The organism is Bacillus andreraoultii (assembly GCF_001244735.1).
Classification (GTDB): Bacteria; Bacillota; Bacilli; order Bacillales; family Caldibacillaceae; genus Caldifermentibacillus; species Caldifermentibacillus andreraoultii.
The window spans coordinates 326,987-344,899 of record NZ_LN868935.1 but is presented as its reverse complement, the minus strand read 5'-3'; the positions used below and the strand labels follow the sequence as shown (position 1 = coordinate 344,899).

Annotated in this window: 20 protein-coding genes; all 20 read left to right on the top strand. The window is 39.6% G+C overall.

The genetic code is table 11. The features are described from left to right. Positions 1-19 precede the first annotated feature (19 nt). The 20 genes from BN2144_RS01995 (at position 20) to BN2144_RS01900 (ending at position 17,905) form a co-directional block, all read left to right on the top strand. Positions 20-808 (top strand): hypothetical protein, encoded by a 789-nt coding sequence (locus BN2144_RS01995; RefSeq protein WP_033826689.1) that lies wholly within the window; start codon positions 20-22, stop codon positions 806-808. Further along, positions 808-1,035, top strand: coding sequence for a DUF4314 domain-containing protein (locus BN2144_RS01990; protein WP_019155121.1), 228 nt, complete (start codon positions 808-810; stop codon positions 1,033-1,035). The genes BN2144_RS01995 and BN2144_RS01990 overlap by 1 nt, the downstream gene beginning before the upstream one ends. A gap of 134 nt (positions 1,036-1,169) precedes the next feature. Then, on the top strand, positions 1,170-2,069 hold the full coding sequence (locus tag BN2144_RS01985) for an amidoligase family protein (RefSeq protein WP_033826688.1): 900 nt from the start codon (positions 1,170-1,172) through the stop codon (positions 2,067-2,069). Between the two features lie 38 nt (positions 2,070-2,107). Beyond that, positions 2,108-2,566: a gamma-glutamylcyclotransferase family protein gene (locus BN2144_RS01980; protein WP_033826687.1), complete on the top strand. Its 459-nt coding sequence runs from the start codon at positions 2,108-2,110 to the stop codon at positions 2,564-2,566. Next, on the top strand, positions 2,559-2,747 hold the full coding sequence (locus BN2144_RS01975; protein ID WP_018664388.1) for a DUF5049 domain-containing protein: 189 nt from the start codon (positions 2,559-2,561) through the stop codon (positions 2,745-2,747). The genes BN2144_RS01980 and BN2144_RS01975 overlap by 8 nt, the downstream gene beginning before the upstream one ends. Before the next feature lie 88 nt (positions 2,748-2,835). Then, complete coding sequence (locus BN2144_RS21090) at positions 2,836-6,330, top strand: terminase TerL endonuclease subunit (protein WP_050632175.1); 3,495 nt, start codon at positions 2,836-2,838, stop codon at positions 6,328-6,330. An 84-nt stretch (positions 6,331-6,414) separates the two neighbouring features. Then, positions 6,415-6,855, top strand: coding sequence for a phage holin family protein (locus BN2144_RS01965; RefSeq protein WP_033826686.1), 441 nt, complete (start codon positions 6,415-6,417; stop codon positions 6,853-6,855). After that, positions 6,852-8,246, top strand: a complete 1,395-nt coding sequence (locus BN2144_RS01960; RefSeq protein WP_033826685.1) for a hypothetical protein — start codon at positions 6,852-6,854, stop codon at positions 8,244-8,246. The genes BN2144_RS01965 and BN2144_RS01960 overlap by 4 nt, the downstream gene beginning before the upstream one ends. 35 nt (positions 8,247-8,281) lie before the next feature. Further along, positions 8,282-8,965 carry an N-acetylmuramoyl-L-alanine amidase gene (locus tag BN2144_RS01955; RefSeq protein ID WP_094763094.1) on the top strand — a complete coding sequence of 228 codons (684 nt, stop codon included), beginning with the start codon at positions 8,282-8,284 and terminating at the stop codon, positions 8,963-8,965. A gap of 196 nt (positions 8,966-9,161) precedes the next feature. After that, positions 9,162-9,398, top strand: coding sequence for an SHOCT domain-containing protein (locus BN2144_RS01950; RefSeq protein WP_082195121.1), 237 nt, complete (start codon positions 9,162-9,164; stop codon positions 9,396-9,398). A gap of 61 nt (positions 9,399-9,459) precedes the next feature. Beyond that, positions 9,460-11,019, top strand: a complete 1,560-nt coding sequence (locus tag BN2144_RS01945) for a recombinase family protein (RefSeq protein WP_033826684.1) — start codon at positions 9,460-9,462, stop codon at positions 11,017-11,019. Positions 11,020-11,024: 5 nt separating this feature from the next. Then, positions 11,025-11,453, top strand: a complete 429-nt coding sequence (locus BN2144_RS01940; RefSeq protein ID WP_033826755.1) for a recombinase family protein — start codon at positions 11,025-11,027, stop codon at positions 11,451-11,453. Beyond that, positions 11,443-13,008 carry a recombinase family protein gene (locus BN2144_RS01935; protein WP_033826683.1) on the top strand — a complete coding sequence of 522 codons (1,566 nt, stop codon included), beginning with the start codon at positions 11,443-11,445 and terminating at the stop codon, positions 13,006-13,008. Before BN2144_RS01940 ends, BN2144_RS01935 begins: the two co-directional genes overlap by 11 nt. Before the next feature lie 141 nt (positions 13,009-13,149). Next, positions 13,150-13,392, top strand: a complete 243-nt coding sequence (locus BN2144_RS01930) for a single-stranded DNA-binding protein (protein WP_033826682.1) — start codon at positions 13,150-13,152, stop codon at positions 13,390-13,392. An 18-nt stretch (positions 13,393-13,410) separates the two neighbouring features. Next, entirely contained in the window at positions 13,411-14,109 is a 699-nt protein-coding gene (gene vanR, locus BN2144_RS01925; RefSeq protein ID WP_033826681.1) for a VanR-ABDEGLN family response regulator transcription factor, read from the top strand. After that, the gene (vanS, locus tag BN2144_RS01920) at positions 14,087-15,235 is read left to right on the top strand and encodes a vancomycin resistance histidine kinase VanS (protein ID WP_075047784.1); all 1,149 of its coding nucleotides are present in this window, start codon (positions 14,087-14,089) and stop codon (positions 15,233-15,235) included. The genes vanR and vanS overlap by 23 nt, the downstream gene beginning before the upstream one ends. Positions 15,236-15,331: 96 nt before the next feature. Continuing rightward, on the top strand, positions 15,332-16,300 hold the full coding sequence (locus tag BN2144_RS01915; protein WP_033826679.1) for a D-alanyl-D-alanine carboxypeptidase family protein: 969 nt from the start codon (positions 15,332-15,334) through the stop codon (positions 16,298-16,300). A 385-nt stretch (positions 16,301-16,685) separates the two neighbouring features. Further along, a complete protein-coding gene (locus BN2144_RS01910; RefSeq protein WP_033826678.1) occupies positions 16,686-17,231 on the top strand; it encodes an MT-A70 family methyltransferase in 546 nt (181 codons plus the stop codon). 72 nt (positions 17,232-17,303) lie between these two features. Next, positions 17,304-17,489, top strand: coding sequence for a hypothetical protein (locus BN2144_RS01905; protein WP_230199682.1), 186 nt, complete (start codon positions 17,304-17,306; stop codon positions 17,487-17,489). Between the two features lie 101 nt (positions 17,490-17,590). Continuing rightward, positions 17,591-17,905 (top strand): YdcP family protein, encoded by a 315-nt coding sequence (locus BN2144_RS01900; protein WP_033826676.1) that lies wholly within the window; start codon positions 17,591-17,593, stop codon positions 17,903-17,905. Positions 17,906-17,913: the final 8 nt, after the last annotated feature.

Sequence of the window (17,913 nt, the reverse complement as noted above, 5' to 3'; positions counted from 1 at the left end):
TAGAAAGGCGGTATAAAAATTGCAGATAAACTATAATGTCACAGGAGCAAAAAGAAAAGAGCTAGTCAATGCAATCAGCCAAAAACTGAATGCTCCTGCAAGATATCTTGGAGCGCCTACATTTGCATATGAAGTGGCAGACTACAACATTGACAAAAACGGGGTAGTCAGAGGACCAGATAATTCTGAACTGGTTAATAATCTATTAGGCCTTCATGACTTTAAGGCGGTTACAGTAGAATTTGACACACCAATTCCAGCAGCAGAGCCTGTTCTTGAAAATATTCAAGTTCCTAATGAAGCGGCTCTTGGGGGTAGGGTAAGTCCAAATAGTGATTACGAAGAACCTCCCGTATACAGCGAATCAAATGAAACCGAAGAAGCTATTAGTTTGATTATTCAAATGCCGAGGGAGGGTTTTAGCGAAACTGCACTTGGTAACCTAAAAGGATTGGTAGAAAGCAAAGAAACCCTTATAAAGAAAGCACTTGATACTGACTCTATTCCAATTATCATAAATGAGGAATTTATAACCTTCCCTTGGTTCAAAAGTAAGTGCTCCGCAGAGGAGGTTAAGGCTTATACCCACTTTGTAACAGCACTTTGTGAAATGGCAAAGAAACAGACTCGCGTCAACTCGACCGAGAAATCAGTGGAGAATGAAAAGTACGCTTTCCGTTGTTTCCTTCTAAGACTTGGCTTTATCGGGCCAGAATACAAAACAGAACGAAAAATTCTCCTCTCCAAACTGTCGGGTAGCTCTGCCTTCAAAAGCGGAAGTGCCAAGCATGAGGAGGTGAGTGAATAATGAATATCATTCATCCAGAAATGCTAAAGCAACTTAGAAGTTATTACACTCCAGGAACTCGTGTCATGTTACTTAAGATGAATGACCCTTATACCAAGCTTCAGCCAGGAGATAAAGGTACGGTTACTAGTGTTGATGATATGGGAACTATCCACGTCAGTTGGGATTCAGGCAGTTCCCTTGGAGTGGTTTTTGGAGAGGATTTATGCAAGAAAATCGAAGAATAAAAATACACATTTTAAGCCCAATATGGCAGTAAATATGTAGATTTATATTGCAGAATTGTCTTGCTATATAAGCCTTTTAGAGTGATATATGTACATGCCGAAAGGACAAACACACTTTAAAAGGAGGAGACACGATGTTAAGTGCAAAATTCGGGATTGAGATTGAATTTACTGGGATTACAAGGGAAAGGGCAGCTAGAGTCGCCGCAGAGTTTTTGCAAGGCATTTACAGTGAAGGCGGGACATACTACGACACCAAGAAGGTAAAAACTCCAGATGGTCGAGTGTGGAAGTTTATGTACGATGGGAGCATCAACTGCCAAAGAAAAGAAGGTAGAAGAAAAGTAGCTGCAGGTAGAGATTATAGTGTTGAGCTGGTTAGCCCAATCCTAACCTACCGGGAGGACATTGAAACTTTGCAAGAGCTAGTAAGAAAGCTTCGCAAAGCTGGAGCCTTTACAAATACATCTTGCGGAATTCACATTCATCTAGACGGTGCTGAACATACCCCACGAAGCATTCGAAACTTTGTAAATATCATTGCAAGCAAAAACGACTTATTTTATAAAGCACTTCAGATTGCACCGCAGAGAATGAATTACTGCAAAAAGATGGACAGCATTTTGGTTGAGAAGATGAACCGTAAAAAGCCTAAAACCATGAGACAAATTGAGGACATTTGGTACGAAGGTTACAGCGAGAGTAGAAGCACTCATTACCACAACAGCCGCTACCATTTCCTCAACCTTCACAGCTTTTTTACCGGAAACCATACAGTTGAACTTAGAGGATTTAATAGCGAACTTCATGCAGGAAAGATAAGAAACTACATTGTTCTAGCACTTGCCATCAACCACCAAGCCTTAACACAAAAGTGTGCATCAGCAAAGAAACCGCAGGTGGAAAACGAGAAGTTTGCTATGAGAACCTACCTAAACCGGATTGGTTTCATTGGGGATGAATTTGCAAACTGCAGAGAACATTTGACAGCAGCACTTTCGGGTTCAGCTGCATGGCGGTTTCGGGCGGCCTGAACTGCCCCTAACCCACAAAGCTAAGAAGGAGGATCACAATGAAGAATAAATTATACCTTGCCTATGGCTCCAACCTTAATCTAAAGCAAATGGCCGACAGATGCCCCACAGCGAAGGTGGTAGGAGCAAGTCAAATCAATGACCACCGCCTATTATTTCGAGGGGCACACGCGGGCGCTGTGGCGACAATCGAGCCTTTTGAGGGTAGCAACGTACCAGTTTTAGTTTGGGAGATTACACCGACCGATGAAGCGGCACTTGACCGTTACGAGGGATGGCCGTTCCTTTATCGAAAGGAAACAATAAAAGTGAAGTTGGGAAGCAAAACCGTCAAGGCGATGGTCTACATCATGAATGATGGTAGACCGCTTGGACAGCCGAGTTGTTATTATTACAGTACAATTTTAGAAGGCTATAAGAGTGCGGGCTTCGATGTGGAAATCCTGCGCAAAGCTACAACTGATTCAATAGAATCGGAGGTGGTAGCCAATGAATGAGATAATTAAGCAACAAATCCTTTCCATCCGAGAAAGTGGAGTCACAAATATGTTTGATGTGGACCGAGTACAGTATGAGGCAAATGAACGAGGGTTTTATGAATTGGTAGTCTATTTAATAGACCATAAAGCAGAATATGCCCATTTCATACTGACGGGTGAAGTGGATAAAAAGAAATAACTAAATCTAAATAGGATAGAGAAAAGGGCTTCATCTATAGGATTGAGGCTCTTTTCTTATGTCCTTTTCCATAAAAGGGGCGGTGTTTATGCGGAAACTGAAGAAATATAAGCCGACCGCCTTTATAGCTGAAGGGTCATATTACGATAAGGACGCTGCTGATTACGCTGTGGCTTTTATCGAAGCATTCTCCCATACGAAAGGTTCATGGGCAGGCAAGCCTTTTGAACTTATCGATTGGCAGGAGCAAATTGTCCGTGATTTATTCGGTATCTTAAAACCTAATGGATACCGGCAGTTTAACACGGCTTATATAGAAATACCTAAAAAGATGGGAAAAAGCGAGCTTGCAGCAGCAATCGCACTTCTCCTCACTTGTGGAGATGGTGAAGAACGAGCAGAGGTATACGGTTGTGCCGCAGATCGCCAGCAGGCATCAATTGTATTTGAAGTAGCAGCCGATATGGTGCGGATGTGTCCAGCGCTGAATAAACGAGTGAAGTTGCTGGCTTCAACTAAACGACTGGTGTACCTGCCGACCAACAGCTTTTATCAGGTATTGTCGGCTGAAGCCTATTCAAAACACGGCTTCAATATACATGGTGTTGTTTTTGATGAACTTCATACTCAGCCAAATAGGAAACTATTTGATGTTATGACAAAAGGGTCTGGTGATGCGAGAACCCAACCGCTATATTTTCTTATCACCACTGCAGGGACGGATACCCAGAGTATCTGCTATGAAACACACCAAAAAGCGGTTGATATTATTGAGGGCAGAAAATACGATCCTACTTTTTATCCCGTAATCTACGGTGCCAAAGAAGAGGATGATTGGACTGATCCCAAAGTATGGAAGAAAGCAAATCCAAGCTTAGGAATTACAGTAAGTATCGATAAAGTTAGAGCCGCTTGTGAAAGTGCAAAGCAGAACCCTGCTGAGGAAAATAGCTTTCGACAGCTGCGTCTGAACCAGTGGGTTAAGCAGTCTGTCCGTTGGATGCCAATGGCAAAGTGGGATGCCTGTGCGTTTCCAGTAAAACCAGAGAGCCTTGAAGGTAGAGTATGCTATGGAGGACTTGATTTATCCTCTACCACTGACATTACAGCCTTCGTGCTGGTGTTCCCACCGGAAGATGAAACAGATAAATATACCGTTCTCCCGTATTTTTGGATGCCGGAGGATAATATTGACCTCCGAGTTCGACGAGACCACGTGCAATACGACCTTTGGGAGAAGCAAGGCTATATTTTAACCACCGAGGGAAATGTAGTCCATTATGGATACATTGAAAAATTCATTGAAGAACTGGGGGAAAAGTACAACATTCGAGAGATTGCTTTTGATCGTTGGGGCGCTGTTCAGATGGTGCAAAATCTTGAAGGGTTACCATCTCCTAGTTCGGGTACCAGCATATCCGGGAGTAGACCTACGAAAGTTACCTCTGGGTATAGCTATACTGTTTCTGCCGGACAAGGTACAAAGGATATCGCACTCATTGATTCCATCGGTAGTGGAGCTAGTAATTGTTTATTCATGGATGCTGGCTCCAGCACACTAAACTATATGGGATTTCGAGCCAGAGATGATTTAAGCCAGATAGTGTTAACCATTAACTGGGCAATAAGAACCACAGCTTGTAGTGCTCCGACATCCTGTTCATTGAGTGCAACTCTCTCGGAGGATAATGTTACATTATCATGGAGTGGTGCTTCCGGTGGTACAAATAATGCCATCTCCTCCTACGAGATACAGTATAGTGATTCTGCTGACAACTTGAATTGGGGATCGTGGACAGCACTAACTACAGTATCCACCACAGCCACTAGTGGCAGCTTGTCAGTTGCACCACCATCAACACGGGGTAATTATCGTAGGTTTCGGGTGCGAACTCGAGGTACAGCAGGAGCAAGTTATTATTCAAGCTGGAGAGTATCGTCGAACTCTGTTCGCAGAAACACAGTTCCTAGCCCACCAACTACAGTGACTGCTACTCCAATCAATTATAGTGATGAAACAATCACGCTTACTTGGAGCGGTGCTTCTGGAAGTACGAGTGCAATCAAGGGATACCAGATTGCCAGTAGAACATCTACGGATAACAGCACATGGAGTTCATGGAATGTTCTAACCACATTGATCCTATCGGCCAGTGGAGGTAGTTATAACCCTAACGTGTCACGAGTTCCAGGGACATATACTCAATTTGGTGTATGGACGATTGATAATCTCGATGTCTACTCCTCGGAAAAAATCAGTAATAGCATTTACTGTGATATCACGGCTTGTGGAGCACCGACTGCTTGCTCGGTAAGTTCAACTTTAGCTGAAGGAAATGTTACTCTTTCATGGAGTGGTGCATCCAGTGGAGCAGGCAACACCATCACATCCTATGAGATTCAATATAGTGACTCGGCAGATAACAGCACATGGGGAGCATGGACAGCATTAACAATAGTGGTTACCTCAACAACAAGTGGTAGCGTAGTTGTTGTCCCACCGACAACTCGCGGTTATTACCGTAGGTTTAGAGTTAGGACACGTGGTACGGCTGGAGAGAGTTTTTATTCTGACTGGACTATATCTAGCAACACTGTCCGCAGAAATACACTGCCCATTCCGCCTACTTTTTTCACTGCTACTCCGCCAATATATGAGACGAATACAGTAACTCTTATGTGGAGCGGAACGATACCGGGAACCAGTGCCATCAAGCAATATGTTATTCAACAAGCTACATCAGCAGACGGTATAAATTGGTCGGTATATGAAGCATTGACTACTATTATTTCAAGTGCTACTTCAGGTACCCATCAGGTAAATGCTTCCCCGGTACCTGGAATGTATACCCGCTATCGAATAAGCGTAACAGATACACTTGATGCAGTTTCAAGCCATGTGGTTAGTAACACGGTAAAGAAAAACAGTCCGCCTGCTGCTCCGATCATCGTCAGTCCTATGACCGGAAAGTCTACTTATAACACTACACCACGCTTTATGATTACTACAGGCACTGAACCAGACGGTCAGACACAGATTGTGGAAGTAAAGATTGATTCAGGTGAGTGGGTTAATAGTGTGGATAATCCTGAGAGATTTTCTACGAGTGGCTATCTGGGAAATGGTGTTAGTACGGTGTACCAAGCGGAACCGCTTGCAGTAGGAAACCATACTGTAACCTTCCGCTGTCTTGATAGTGATATTGAGTCGGTAAGCACAGAAGTTGTCAGGACATTTACTATATTACCGCCACCTTTTGAAACGATTACTGCAAATGAGACTGTTGTAAAGACAGCACATATTCAGACGCTTCGAACCGCTTTAAATATAGTGCTAAGTTATTACAACTTATCCCCTGTAATTTGGAGTGAAGAGATTATTGCGGGAAGAACAACAGTTAAAAAATGGCCATTTCACATTACTGAAATCCGAAAGGCAATTGATACTATCATTACAGTGGTTAATGGTTTTGACTCTTCTGCAGCATTTGATATACCACCTGTGACATGGCTCCCTATTGGAACAGGGCGTCCAAAGGCGGATGTGATGCAACAAATCCACGATCTTATACTGATTCTGTAAGGTGTGTGATACGGCAACAGCACTCTTGTATTTTACAGGGGTGCTTTTTTAAATACACAAATTAATGTAATGGAGGTGTTTACAGTGAAAGAGATTTGGAATTGGATACAGTTAGCTTTTGCGGCTGTTGGTGCTTTTCTTGGATGGTTTCTTGGCGGGTTTGACGGATTTCTATATACACTGGTCACTTTTGTAGCTATTGATTATCTGACAGGTGTCCTTTGTGCGATTACAGATAAAAAGCTGTCCAGCGAAATTGGTGCCAAGGGAATTTTCAAAAAGGTGCTCATCTTTGTAATGGTAGGTATCGCTCATATTCTTGATACACAAATTTTGGGGAGTGCAGGATACGATGGCAGCGCTTTGCGAACAGCGGTAATCTTTTTCTACCTAAGTAACGAGGGTGTATCCATTTTGGAGAATGCAGGTCATATTGGACTACCCATCTCAGAAAAACTAAAGGCGGTTCTTAAGCAACTACATGGTCGTGATGAGGAATCTCCTAAGCCAGGTGATGAAATATGATTGACTTAACGAAAGCGGTAACGGTATTCATTGGTCGACGCGGTGAACACAATTACCGAAATATTAAGTTTGATGTATCAAGCCCACTGGAAGATAACTACCCAAGTGCCGCCTTAAATGCGATTTACAAAAGGCCTGATGGGGTTGCATATCCGGTAGTCACGAACTACGCTGATGGTGTCCTTACATGGTCGCCCAATGCAACGGACACATCATTTGTTGGTGTTGGTCGGCTTGAAATAAGGGTTACTTATGGTGATGTGGTTGGAAAGAGTGCAAGAATACTAACCATAGTCGAGGATGCTCTTGTGGATGGAATTGCTGAACCACCAGAACCTCCTGCACAGGAATGGTTAAATAAAGTGCTTTCAGCTTTAGCTGAACTGGATATTGATGAAATAAATAATCTGCTCAACCTCACTTATAATCTTTTAAACAACAACTATGAGTTGCTAAATACAACACACAATTTGGTTGAGGATACCCGCGAAAATTTATATAGGCGGACAGGTATTCTACTAAACCATTTGCATCCAATAGAAACAGCTAGTGCACCGGATATGATTAGTCGGAGGGCAGCCATCACATTTAGCAATATAGCAAATGGAAACAATGTAGTAATTGGCACGATAACATATACTTTCGTTACAGCTTTGGGCAGTCCAGCTGCAAATAATGTGCAGGTTCTAATTCAAGACACCCTCCGTAATACAGTTAAGACACTTGCTAGAGCTATAAGGGGCATTGATGACGAAATGAATATTGCCTATGGAACTGGGACTGATCCAAACCCAATTTGTACAGCTTACTGGACAAGTCAAAGGTTTTCTATAGGTAGTACTACCGTTGAGGCAGGTGAGAGCCTTTTCCTACTTGAAAGAGCAGAAAATGTGACTTCCGCGATACCTCTCTCATCCACTGCAACGGCTATTATTAGTGACTTCACCCGGTCGGCCTATTCAAGATATATTTTGTCGGGTAATGTTTCGGGTTCAGGCGGTGCAAACAGTGTCCGTGGTCCTTTGCACACGATATTACCTATTAATAGTGTGGTTATTGGCGGTCAGGGCGGAGAATTGTATACGACGGCTTATGATTGCCATTTGATAACTCTTTGTCGTCAATCGGATACTAGTGAAAAGGAACTGGACTTGTATATTTCCAATGATGAGGAGACGTTCACCAGAATTCAACGGAGTACACCTGTCGGATCGAATACTTCAGCAGAATCCTTGCACATTCATATTCAAATGCGGCAGGCCAGAGTTCCAGCCGGTTATGGACTGTATATCTGTATGGGAAGTGATGGAACATCATCAAATGCTTATTGTGATTTAAAGTTTACCTATCACCTGTACCCTGTCCATCTTACGCCTGAGCCAAATGATTAAATGTTGAGGTGATTATAATGAAATAATACAAACTAATACTTACGAACAATGCCTGCTACAAAGCAGGTAAAACCATAACACCAAAGGGTATAATGGTTCACTCAACAGGGGCTAACAACCCGTGGTTGAAAAGATATGTTGGTCCGGATGACGGTTTGCTCGGAAAGAACCAATACAACAATCATTGGAATCAGGATAAACCCGGAGGTCGTCAAGTTTGTGTCCATGCTTTTATTGGTAAATTAGCAGATAGCTCCATTGCCACATACCAAACATTGCCATGGAATCATCGTGGTTGGCATGCTGGAGGGGATGCGAATAATACACATATAGGTTTTGAAATTTGCGAGGACGGTCTAACTGGTGCCTCGTATTTTTCTGCTGTTTATAAGGAAGCAGTAGAGCTTTGTGTACACCTTTGCAAACTCTATGGACTAAGTGAGAAGGATATCATCTGTCACAGCGAAGGGCATAAACTAGGCATTGCCAGTAACCATGCGGATGTTATGCACTGGTTTCCTAAACATGGCAAGACTATGGATACCTTTAGAGCAGATGTTAAGAAACTTCTAAGCGAAGAAGAAAAATCAGCAGAACCAGTGCAAAAGAAATACTACCGTGTACAAATAGGTGCATACACTGTCAAAGCAAATGCTGAGGCACAGCTTGCAAAAGCTAAAAAGGCAGGATTTACGGATGCATTTATTAAGTATGATTAATCAAAGGGAGCGAGTAAAAAAGTATTTTTGCTTTAGCTTCACAGAGTTTCCCTAAAAAATATTAACTATTAGATGTATATAGCCTGTGGGGGTTATTCCCTTGCAGGCTCTTTTTTTATGCTCTCATTTAATTTAATTTTTACAAATCCTCAACTTCGACCTGTTCCCGCGGCTATTAGGTAGGAGGTGATTCTACGTGAATCAGCATGAGGATAAAAAAGTTATGAAGATCTCAGATGGGGTTATAGACAAAAGCATCGAATTAAAGAAAATGTCACAGGAGCAGCTACAGCGTGAGTTTGATTATATTCAAGCAGAGAAATTACTTAGAAAGATGCTCCAAAAAGGTTTAATAACGGAAGCAGAATTCAACAAGGTAGAGGCACTTAATCGCCAATCTTTCTCTCCTTTTTTAGCAGAGATAATGCCTTGAATTCGTTGATATATAAGGGTTTCAGAGGTAATATGTGACCTACCAAGAAGGAGGTGAGGCGATGAAAAAGATAACGAAAATAGAAGGAAATAAGGTTGCATCGATTATCAAACCTAAACTACGAGTGGCCGCATACTGTCGTGTTTCTACGGGTAGTGATGAACAGTTAGTAAGTCTACAAGCACAAAAATCCCATTATGAGACTTACATAAAGTCAAACCCAGAATGGGAGTATGTTGGCTTGTATTATGATGAGGGAATTAGTGGCACTAAAAAAGAAAACCGAACGGAACTTCTCAGGATGCTGTCAGATTGTGAAAACAAGAAGATCGACTTAATTATTACAAAGTCCATTAGTAGGTTTGCAAGAAACACTACGGATTGTTTGGAGATGGTTCGTAAACTGTTGGACCTTGGGATTTATATCTACTTTGAGAAAGAGAATATCAATACCCAATCAATGGAAAGTGAACTGATGCTTTCTATATTAAGTGGGCTTGCAGAAAGTGAGTCAATCTCCATTTCGGAAAATAACAAGTGGGCAATTCAAAGGAGATTTCAGAACGGAACTTTTAAGATTTCTTACCCACCATATGGCTATGACAACATTGATGGTCAAATGGTGGTAAACCTTGAGCAAGCAGAAATTGTGAAGTATATTTTCGCAGAAGTATTATCAGGCAAGGGTACACAGAAAATAGCAGATGATCTTAATCAAAAGGGTATCCCCTCCAAAAGAGGTGGTCGTTGGACTGCTACAACAATTCGAGGAATTCTAAAAAATGAGAAATATACCGGGGATGTTATACTGCAAAAAACCTATACAGATTCCCGTTTTAATAAGCGCACCAATTATGGTGAGAAAAACAGATATTTAATAGAAAATCACCATGAGGCAATTATCAGCCATGAAGTGTTTGAAGCAGTAGAGGCTGCCTTAAATCAAAGGGCAAAAGAAAAGGGAATAGAAAAGCGTAATGATAAGTACCAAAACCGGTATTCTTTCTCCGGAAAAATTATTTGCTCGGAATGTGGTAGCACCTTTAAAAGACGAATTCATTCATCCGGCACAAGAAAATATGTAGCCTGGTGTTGTAGTAAACACTTAAAGCAGATAACAGAATGTTCAATGCAGTTTATTCGAGATGAGGATATAAAGACGGCCTTTGTTACTATGATTAACAAGCTGATTTTCGGTAGAAAACTTATTCTACAACCACTATTAGATGCTTTGCGTGGAATGAGCAACTCAGATAACCTTTCAAGAATTCAGGAATTAGAGAAGCAAATTGAAAAAAATGCAGAACAGAGAGAACTGCTTGTAAAGCTTATGGCAAAGGGTTATCTAGAACCTGCCCTTTTTAACAGAGAAAACAATGAACTGCAAATGGAAGCAGATAATTATATGGGGCAAAAAGAAGCTTTAATTCATGCTTTAAATGGAGAATTATCAAAGGTGCAGGAAGTCAGTAACTTAATAAAGTTTACAAATAAGGCTGAAATGATAAACACTTTTAACGAGCAAATTTTCAATGATCATATTGAAAAAATTATCGTTTACTCAAGGGTAGAGATAGGTTTCGTTCTGAAATGTGGAATCACACTAAGGGAAAGGATGTGAGAAAAGTGGCACATACGCCTTATGGCTATAGGATAGAGAATGAAATAGCAGTTATCGATGAAGAAAAAGCTGAAAAGGTTAGGAATTTGTATAAGGGTTACTTATCAGGCATTTCCTTATCGGTCGCAGCAAAGACTGCTGGAATAGATGCTTATCATGGAACTGCTGGAAGGATGCTAAGAAATGAACGTTATCTTGGTGATGATTATTACCCTGCCATCATTGATAAAGAGACCTACGAAAGAGCAGAAGCAGAGAGGGTAAAGAGAGCAAAAAAGCTAGGCAGAATCTTTGAACCCAAGACAGAAGATAAACCTACTATTTCTAAGAAGTTTTCCATAGGACAAGTAATTCAGAAGTATACAAATCCTTTTACACAAGCGGAATATGTATACAGCTTAATAGAAAGTGAGGTGCAGCAAGATGGCAGTTAATAAAAATGTAATGATTATACCTGCAATAAAACGTGTAGGCAACAATCGAAAAGAAGATGAAACACCAAAACTTCGGGTCGCTGCTTATTGCAGAGTTTCTACAGATAGTGATGAGCAGGCTAGTAGTTACGAAGTGCAGATTGAACACTATACAGAGTTTATTAAGAAGAATTCAGAGTGGGAATTTGCAGGGATCTTTGCTGATGATGGTATCAGCGGCACAAATACAAAAAATCGCGACGAATTTAATCGAATGATTGATGAGTGCATGGCTGGGAAAATTGATATGGTTATTACCAAATCAATAAGCCGATTTGCTAGAAATACCTTGGACTGTCTACAATACATCAGAAAACTTAAAGATAAAAATGTTGCGGTATATTTTGAGAAAGAAAATATCAATACACTGGATGCCAAAGGTGAAATTATGCTTACCATTATGGCATCCTTAGCGCAACAAGAGAGCCAGTCATTAAGCCAGAATGTAAAGCTTGGTTATCAATACCGATACCAACAGGGAGAGGTAATGGTCAATTGTTCTAGGTTTTTAGGATATACCAAAGATGAAAATAAGCGATTAGTAATTGTACCGGAGGAAGCTGAAATAGTCAAAAGGATTTACCGAGAGTATCTTGAAGGCTCAAGTATGGATAAAATCAAAAAAGGACTTGAAGCTGATGGCATACTTACAGGTGCGGGGAAAAAAAGGTGGCATACCAGTACTATAAGGAAAATATTAAGCAATGAAAAATACATTGGTGATGCACTGCTCCAAAAAACTTATACGGTAGATTTTCTTACAAAAAAGAGGGTTGTGAATAACGGAATCGTACCTCAGTATTATGTAGAGAATAACCATGAAGCCATTATCCCGCGTGAAATTTTCATGCAGGTACAAGAAAAGTTAGTTCGTAGAAGTAGAGGACATATAAGTACTAGCGGAAAGAAAAGAAACTTTAGTTCAAATCATGTATTTTCACAAATTATCTTCTGTGGAGAGTGTGGCGAAATATACCGTAGAGTTCATTGGAATAACCGAGGTAAAAAATCAATTGTTTGGAGATGCGTCAGTAGACTTGAGAATACAGGGTTAACTTGTCATTCCCGAACCGTGCTGGAGGATATGATAGGTCTTGCTACGGTGGATGCAATTAATAAGCTACTTGGACAAAAAGATGACCTTTTGGTTACTTTAAAGAAAAATATAGAAACAGTAATAAGTGAAACAGACAATAATATTGTCGCCGAGATAGATAAAAAGCTAGAGGAATTACAAAAAGATCTTTTGAGACTGGCCAATTCCAAAGAGGATTATAACGACATTGCCGATGAGATTTATAGGCTCAGAGAAGAAAGGCATAAGGCTTTAGCAGAAGAAGCTGGCAAAAAGGGCTCCAAGCAAAGGCTAGAAGATATGGAAAAATTCATTAATGAACAATCCACCCTCCTTGAGGAGTATGATGAGCAACTAGTAAGGAGACTTATAGAGAAAATAACGGTCTATGATGGTAAACTAACTATTGAATTTAAATCTGGTGTAGAAGTAGATGTATAAACATAACCTTCATGAATGACCACCATTCAGGAGATATATTCTCTTGATTGGTGGTTTTCTTCGTATTGACTGGAATTGGTAAAAAGCATATAATCTTATTGACAATGTTGTTTATATTGTTATTGATAAGGAGATGACAACATGAGTGATGTTAATGAGCTACTAGAAGAAGCTATTAAGGAAACTGAAAACTTGAATGAAGGTGAAGTCTTTCTTGTTAAAGACCTGTTCAAGGGTTATGTATGGAATAGAATACCCAGAAAGGATCGACTTTTGCTTGGGACTTTATTTTTAAACTACGTAAATAAAATGGAAGGTAATATAAAAGCTATTGAAAAGACTTCATCTAATCAGCAGAGGTATAAAAAGACAATTGGCAAGTAGAAAGAAGGGAAAAAATTTATGAGTATCAATATTTTAGTTGTCGACGATGAACAAGCTATAGCAGATCTAATTGAAGTTTATCTGAAAAATGAAGGTTTTACAGTTTACAAATTTTATAACGGTCAAGATGCGTTACGATGTGTTGATTCAAAACAGTTGGAGCTTGCGATACTTGATGTTATGCTACCAGATATTGACGGTTTTACTATATGTCAGAAGATTAGGGAAAAGCATAATTTTCCAATTATCATGCTGACAGCCAAAGAAGAAGAAATCGATAAGATTACCGGACTGACATTAGGTGCTGATGACTATATCACTAAACCATTCCGTCCTTTAGAACTAGTTGCTCGTGTAAAGGCGCAGCTCAGGAGATTTACCAAATATAATTCTCCAGAGAAAAAGCAGGAAGAACACCTGATTGCTTTTTCCGGATTGGTATTGGACATAAAGAGCCATGAATGTACACTGAATGAAAAAAAGTTATCTCTCACTCCTACAGAGTTTTCAATTCTTTGGGTTCTTTGTTCCAATCGAGGACGAGTGGTAAGCTCTGAAGAATTGTTTCGCAAGGTATGGGGAGACAAGTACTTTAGTAACAGCAATAATACGGTAATGGTTCATATTCGGCATTTAAGAGAAAAAATGGGCGATAGTGCGGAACATCCAAAATATATAAAAACGGTATGGGGAGTTGGCTATAAAATTGAAAAGTAACAGAGATAAGAGAAGGGATTATTATGCAAAATTAAAAGGGAAAATATTTTTTCGAATGCTCCTTACTGTTTTTGCCACAGTCGCAACTGTTATTTTCTTGCGTTTTGTAATTCAAGACAACCTCAGTGTTGGAGAGAGCATTGTAGAATTTTTAAAGAATAAGTTTTACTTGAGTGAAAGCGATGCTGTAATAATTTATCGGTATACATTTCTTTATAATGAAGATATTATCACACTTATTGTGATTACCATATTCTTAGTTATTTTGCTTAGATTTTCAATTTCTTGGTTTACTAAATATTTCGATGAAGTAATTAACGCAATGGATAAACTTGTTGAAGAATCCGATAATGAAATTACATTATCACCGGAATTGGATTTTATGGAAATTAAGATTAATCAGATAAAAAACAACTTGGAAAAACAAAAAAAAGCTGCACTTGATGCCGAGCAGCGCAAAAATGATTTGGTCGTTTACTTGGCTCATGATATAAAGACACCTCTGACCTCCGTTATAGGATACTTAAATCTACTGGATGAGGCTCCTGATATGCCACCTGAACAGAAGGCAAAATATATCGGAATTACCTTGGAAAAAGCTTATCGATTAGAACACCTTATCAATGAGTTTTTTGAGATCACAAGGTTCAATCTTCAAACTATTGTTTTGAATAAAGAAAAAATAAATTTACTGTTCATGCTCCAGCAGATGGCAGATGAATTCTATCCGATGCTGACTCCACAGGGAAAGAAGGTATCTGTCAATGTACCTGACGGACTCACTCTGTGGGGAGACGCAGACAAACTAGCCCGTGTGTTCAATAATATTCTGAAAAATGCCATAGCCTATAGCGATGAAAATAGTGTCATTGACATTTCTGCAGAGCAACAGGATAAAAATATTGTTATAACGTTTATGAATCAGGGAGATCCAATCCCACAGACAAAACTTGATACTATTTTTGAAAAATTTTACCGATTAGATTCTGCTCGTTCCACAAATACTGGTGGAGCAGGGCTAGGTTTGGCAATCGCAAAAGAAATTGTCACAGCTCACGGTGGGACGATTTCTGTAGAAAGCAATTCGGAAAATACAATATTTACAGTAAAACTTCCATTGCTTTAAGAAAATATTAAGAAATTCATAAGATGAAACTCCAACATAGCTCCTTGTCCCGTGTTTAAATAATACTATCATCGCAGAATAAGGAGTTGATTTATTGTGGTACGAAAAGTGAAAAAGAGAAAGACTGGAATATGCGTATTTGTTATATTTTCATTGATAGTTGCTGTTTTTGTTTTCAAATTCATCATTACTCCAGGAAACCAACATAGGTTTGAAACAGAATATGACGATAATACATCGCTTGTTCCCTCTGCAGATATAGAACCCGATTCCTCTGTTTCTATATCTCTCGATAAACTAAACAGTAGCCATGCGATCCTAATCCGATTAGAAGATCAAACTATTCTGATGCAAAAAAGTAGCGAAGAAAAGATCTACCCTGCTTCGTTAACTAAAATGATGACAGCTATTGTTGCGATAGAAAATTTGACAAATTTGCAGAAAGAAATACAACTAACCCATAATACCTTTAATGGTCTTTATAGCGCCAATGCTTCTATGGCCGGTTTCCAGCCAGGAGAGAAGGTAAGGGCTATTGACCTTTTATACGGAGTGATGCTTCCAAGTGGTGCAGAAGCTTGTATTGGTCTTGCGGATCAGATTGCTGGTTCGGAGCAAGACTTTGTAACGATGATGAATCAAAAGGCAGCAGAACTAGGGATGTACAACACCCATTTTGAAAATACCACAGGACTTCACAATAAAAGCCATTACACAACAGTCAAAGATTTGGCTATTCTTCTAAATTACGCTTTGAAAAATAAAACTTTCAGGGAGATTTTTACTTCGTCTCGACATTCCACACAACCCACGAATAAGCACCCTGAAGGGATAACATTTTATAGTACCATGTTTGAAAAACTCAACAATCAAAACATTATTGGAGGAGAAATTTTAGGAGGGAAAACTGGATATACCGATGAAGCTGGTCTGTGTCTTGCGAGTCTTGCAAAAGTGGGTAACCAAGAATATATATTGATTACAGCTGGAGCAAAAGGAGATATTCATTCTGAACAGTATAATATTACTGATGCATTAGCTGTATACAATAGTATTGGGAAATAATAAGTTTTTCATAAGATTTTGATTTGTTCCCGCCTACCGATAGTGCAAAAAGTGCCTTTGACTTGTTTCCGACTACCGACAATGTAAAAGACATCAATCCACCCCGCTCGTTGCATGTGGAGACTATAACGTTGCTACAACGCCAAACTTTATAGAAATCCTTAGTTTTAAGCACTTTCACAAGCATTTCGTTTTTGTATCAGATGGTAAAAAAACTAGAAATAAGGTACTCAAAAATCACATTACTGTTTCGGTGGTAATTAATCTGGGGTGTGGGAACACAAGAAAATAATAATTTTAAATTAAATTGATTCTATTGTCTATAGACGTTCAATTAAAATGAGCGTCTTTTTTTATGCCTAAAAATTTAGAATAGAGGTGACATATGAAATACAACATTATTTATGCTGATCCACCGTGGCAATATCGACAAAATAAAGGAAGTGGAGTGGCAGAAAATCATTATCGCACAATGAGCTTGAAAGACATTTGTAATCTACCTATTAATACTATCTCTCACAAAGATAGTGTTTTATTTTTGTGGGCAACCTTCCCTATGTTACAAGAGGCATTAAAAGTTATCGCTGCATGGGGGTTTACGTTCAAAACAGTTGCTTTTGTTTGGGTGAAACAAAATAAATCAGGGAATGGCTTTTTCTTTGGCTTGGGTCACTGGACGCGCTCGAATGCTGAAATTTGCTTATTAGCTGTAAAAGGTCGTCCCAAAAGAGTATCGAAGAAGGTTCATCAGTTAATTGTTAGCCCAGTCGAAGGACACAGTAAGAAACCAGACATCGCTAGAGAAAAAATTGTAGAACTGATGGGAGATTTACCACGCATTGAATTGTTCGCCAGACAAATTTCTCCAAATTGGGATGTGTGGGGAAATGAAGTGGAAAGTAGTCTTTCTTTAGAAAAGGGTGGCTTATGACAAATTTTAGCGTGTGGCAATCAGCATCCGTCACGCTCTTTTATTGGCAAAACAATGAGGGGAGTGGTTTCTTTGGAAGGAAATGAAGAAAAGGTGATGGAATGGATAGACGATCATTTTGTTTTAAATGAGATTGAGATTGAAGACTTTCCGTTTTTTCCTTACGGGAAATTGATACGTGACAAACAAGGAGAGACGATGGTTGTTTTTTGGTGTGTGATTTATGGACGTGTAGATTATCGTTTTCAAGAAGCGTAAGGAGTGATTACAATAAACATTTCTCGTTCTCCTCCCTTCTTACTTTGATTCCCACATTAATGCATAAGAGAAAATAAAAATAAGAAAAGAGGTAATAGATAATGGAATTGAAACATGTTATTCCAAACATGGAAAAGACTTTTGGAAATTTAGAATACGCAGGAGAAGGGAAAGTCGAACAGCGACGGATCAATGGACGTATGACTACACTGTCTCGCAGATATAACCTATATTCCGATATTCAACGTGCAGATGATATTGAGGTGATACTCCCACAAGAGGCTGGGGAAAAATTCTTTGAAGCCGAGGAAAATGTCAAGTTGATAAACCCACGTATTACCGCAGAAGGTTATAAAATTGGGGATCGTGGTTTCACAAATTATATCTTACATGCAGATGACATGGTAAAAGCATAAGGAGGAAA

Excerpts from the sequence above, each read along its gene's own strand:
- BN2144_RS01910 (WP_033826678.1), top strand. The coding sequence starts at position 16,686 with ATGAAATACAACATTATTTATGCTGATCCACCGTGGCAATATCGACAA.
- BN2144_RS01930 (WP_033826682.1), top strand. The coding sequence starts at position 13,150 with ATGAGTGATGTTAATGAGCTACTAGAAGAAGCTATTAAGGAAACTGAA.
- BN2144_RS01935 (WP_033826683.1), top strand. The coding sequence starts at position 11,443 with ATGGCAGTTAATAAAAATGTAATGATTATACCTGCAATAAAACGTGTA.
- BN2144_RS01990 (WP_019155121.1), top strand. The coding sequence starts at position 808 with ATGAATATCATTCATCCAGAAATGCTAAAGCAACTTAGAAGTTATTAC.
- BN2144_RS01900 (WP_033826676.1), top strand. The coding sequence starts at position 17,591 with ATGGAATTGAAACATGTTATTCCAAACATGGAAAAGACTTTTGGAAAT.
- BN2144_RS01975 (WP_018664388.1), top strand. The coding sequence starts at position 2,559 with ATGAATGAGATAATTAAGCAACAAATCCTTTCCATCCGAGAAAGTGGA.
- vanR (WP_033826681.1), top strand. The coding sequence starts at position 13,411 with ATGAGTATCAATATTTTAGTTGTCGACGATGAACAAGCTATAGCAGAT.
- BN2144_RS01980 (WP_033826687.1), top strand. The coding sequence starts at position 2,108 with ATGAAGAATAAATTATACCTTGCCTATGGCTCCAACCTTAATCTAAAG.
- BN2144_RS01945 (WP_033826684.1), top strand. The coding sequence starts at position 9,460 with ATGAAAAAGATAACGAAAATAGAAGGAAATAAGGTTGCATCGATTATC.
- BN2144_RS21090 (WP_050632175.1), top strand. The coding sequence starts at position 2,836 with ATGCGGAAACTGAAGAAATATAAGCCGACCGCCTTTATAGCTGAAGGG.
- BN2144_RS01960 (WP_033826685.1), top strand. The coding sequence starts at position 6,852 with ATGATTGACTTAACGAAAGCGGTAACGGTATTCATTGGTCGACGCGGT.
- BN2144_RS01985 (WP_033826688.1), top strand. The coding sequence starts at position 1,170 with ATGTTAAGTGCAAAATTCGGGATTGAGATTGAATTTACTGGGATTACA.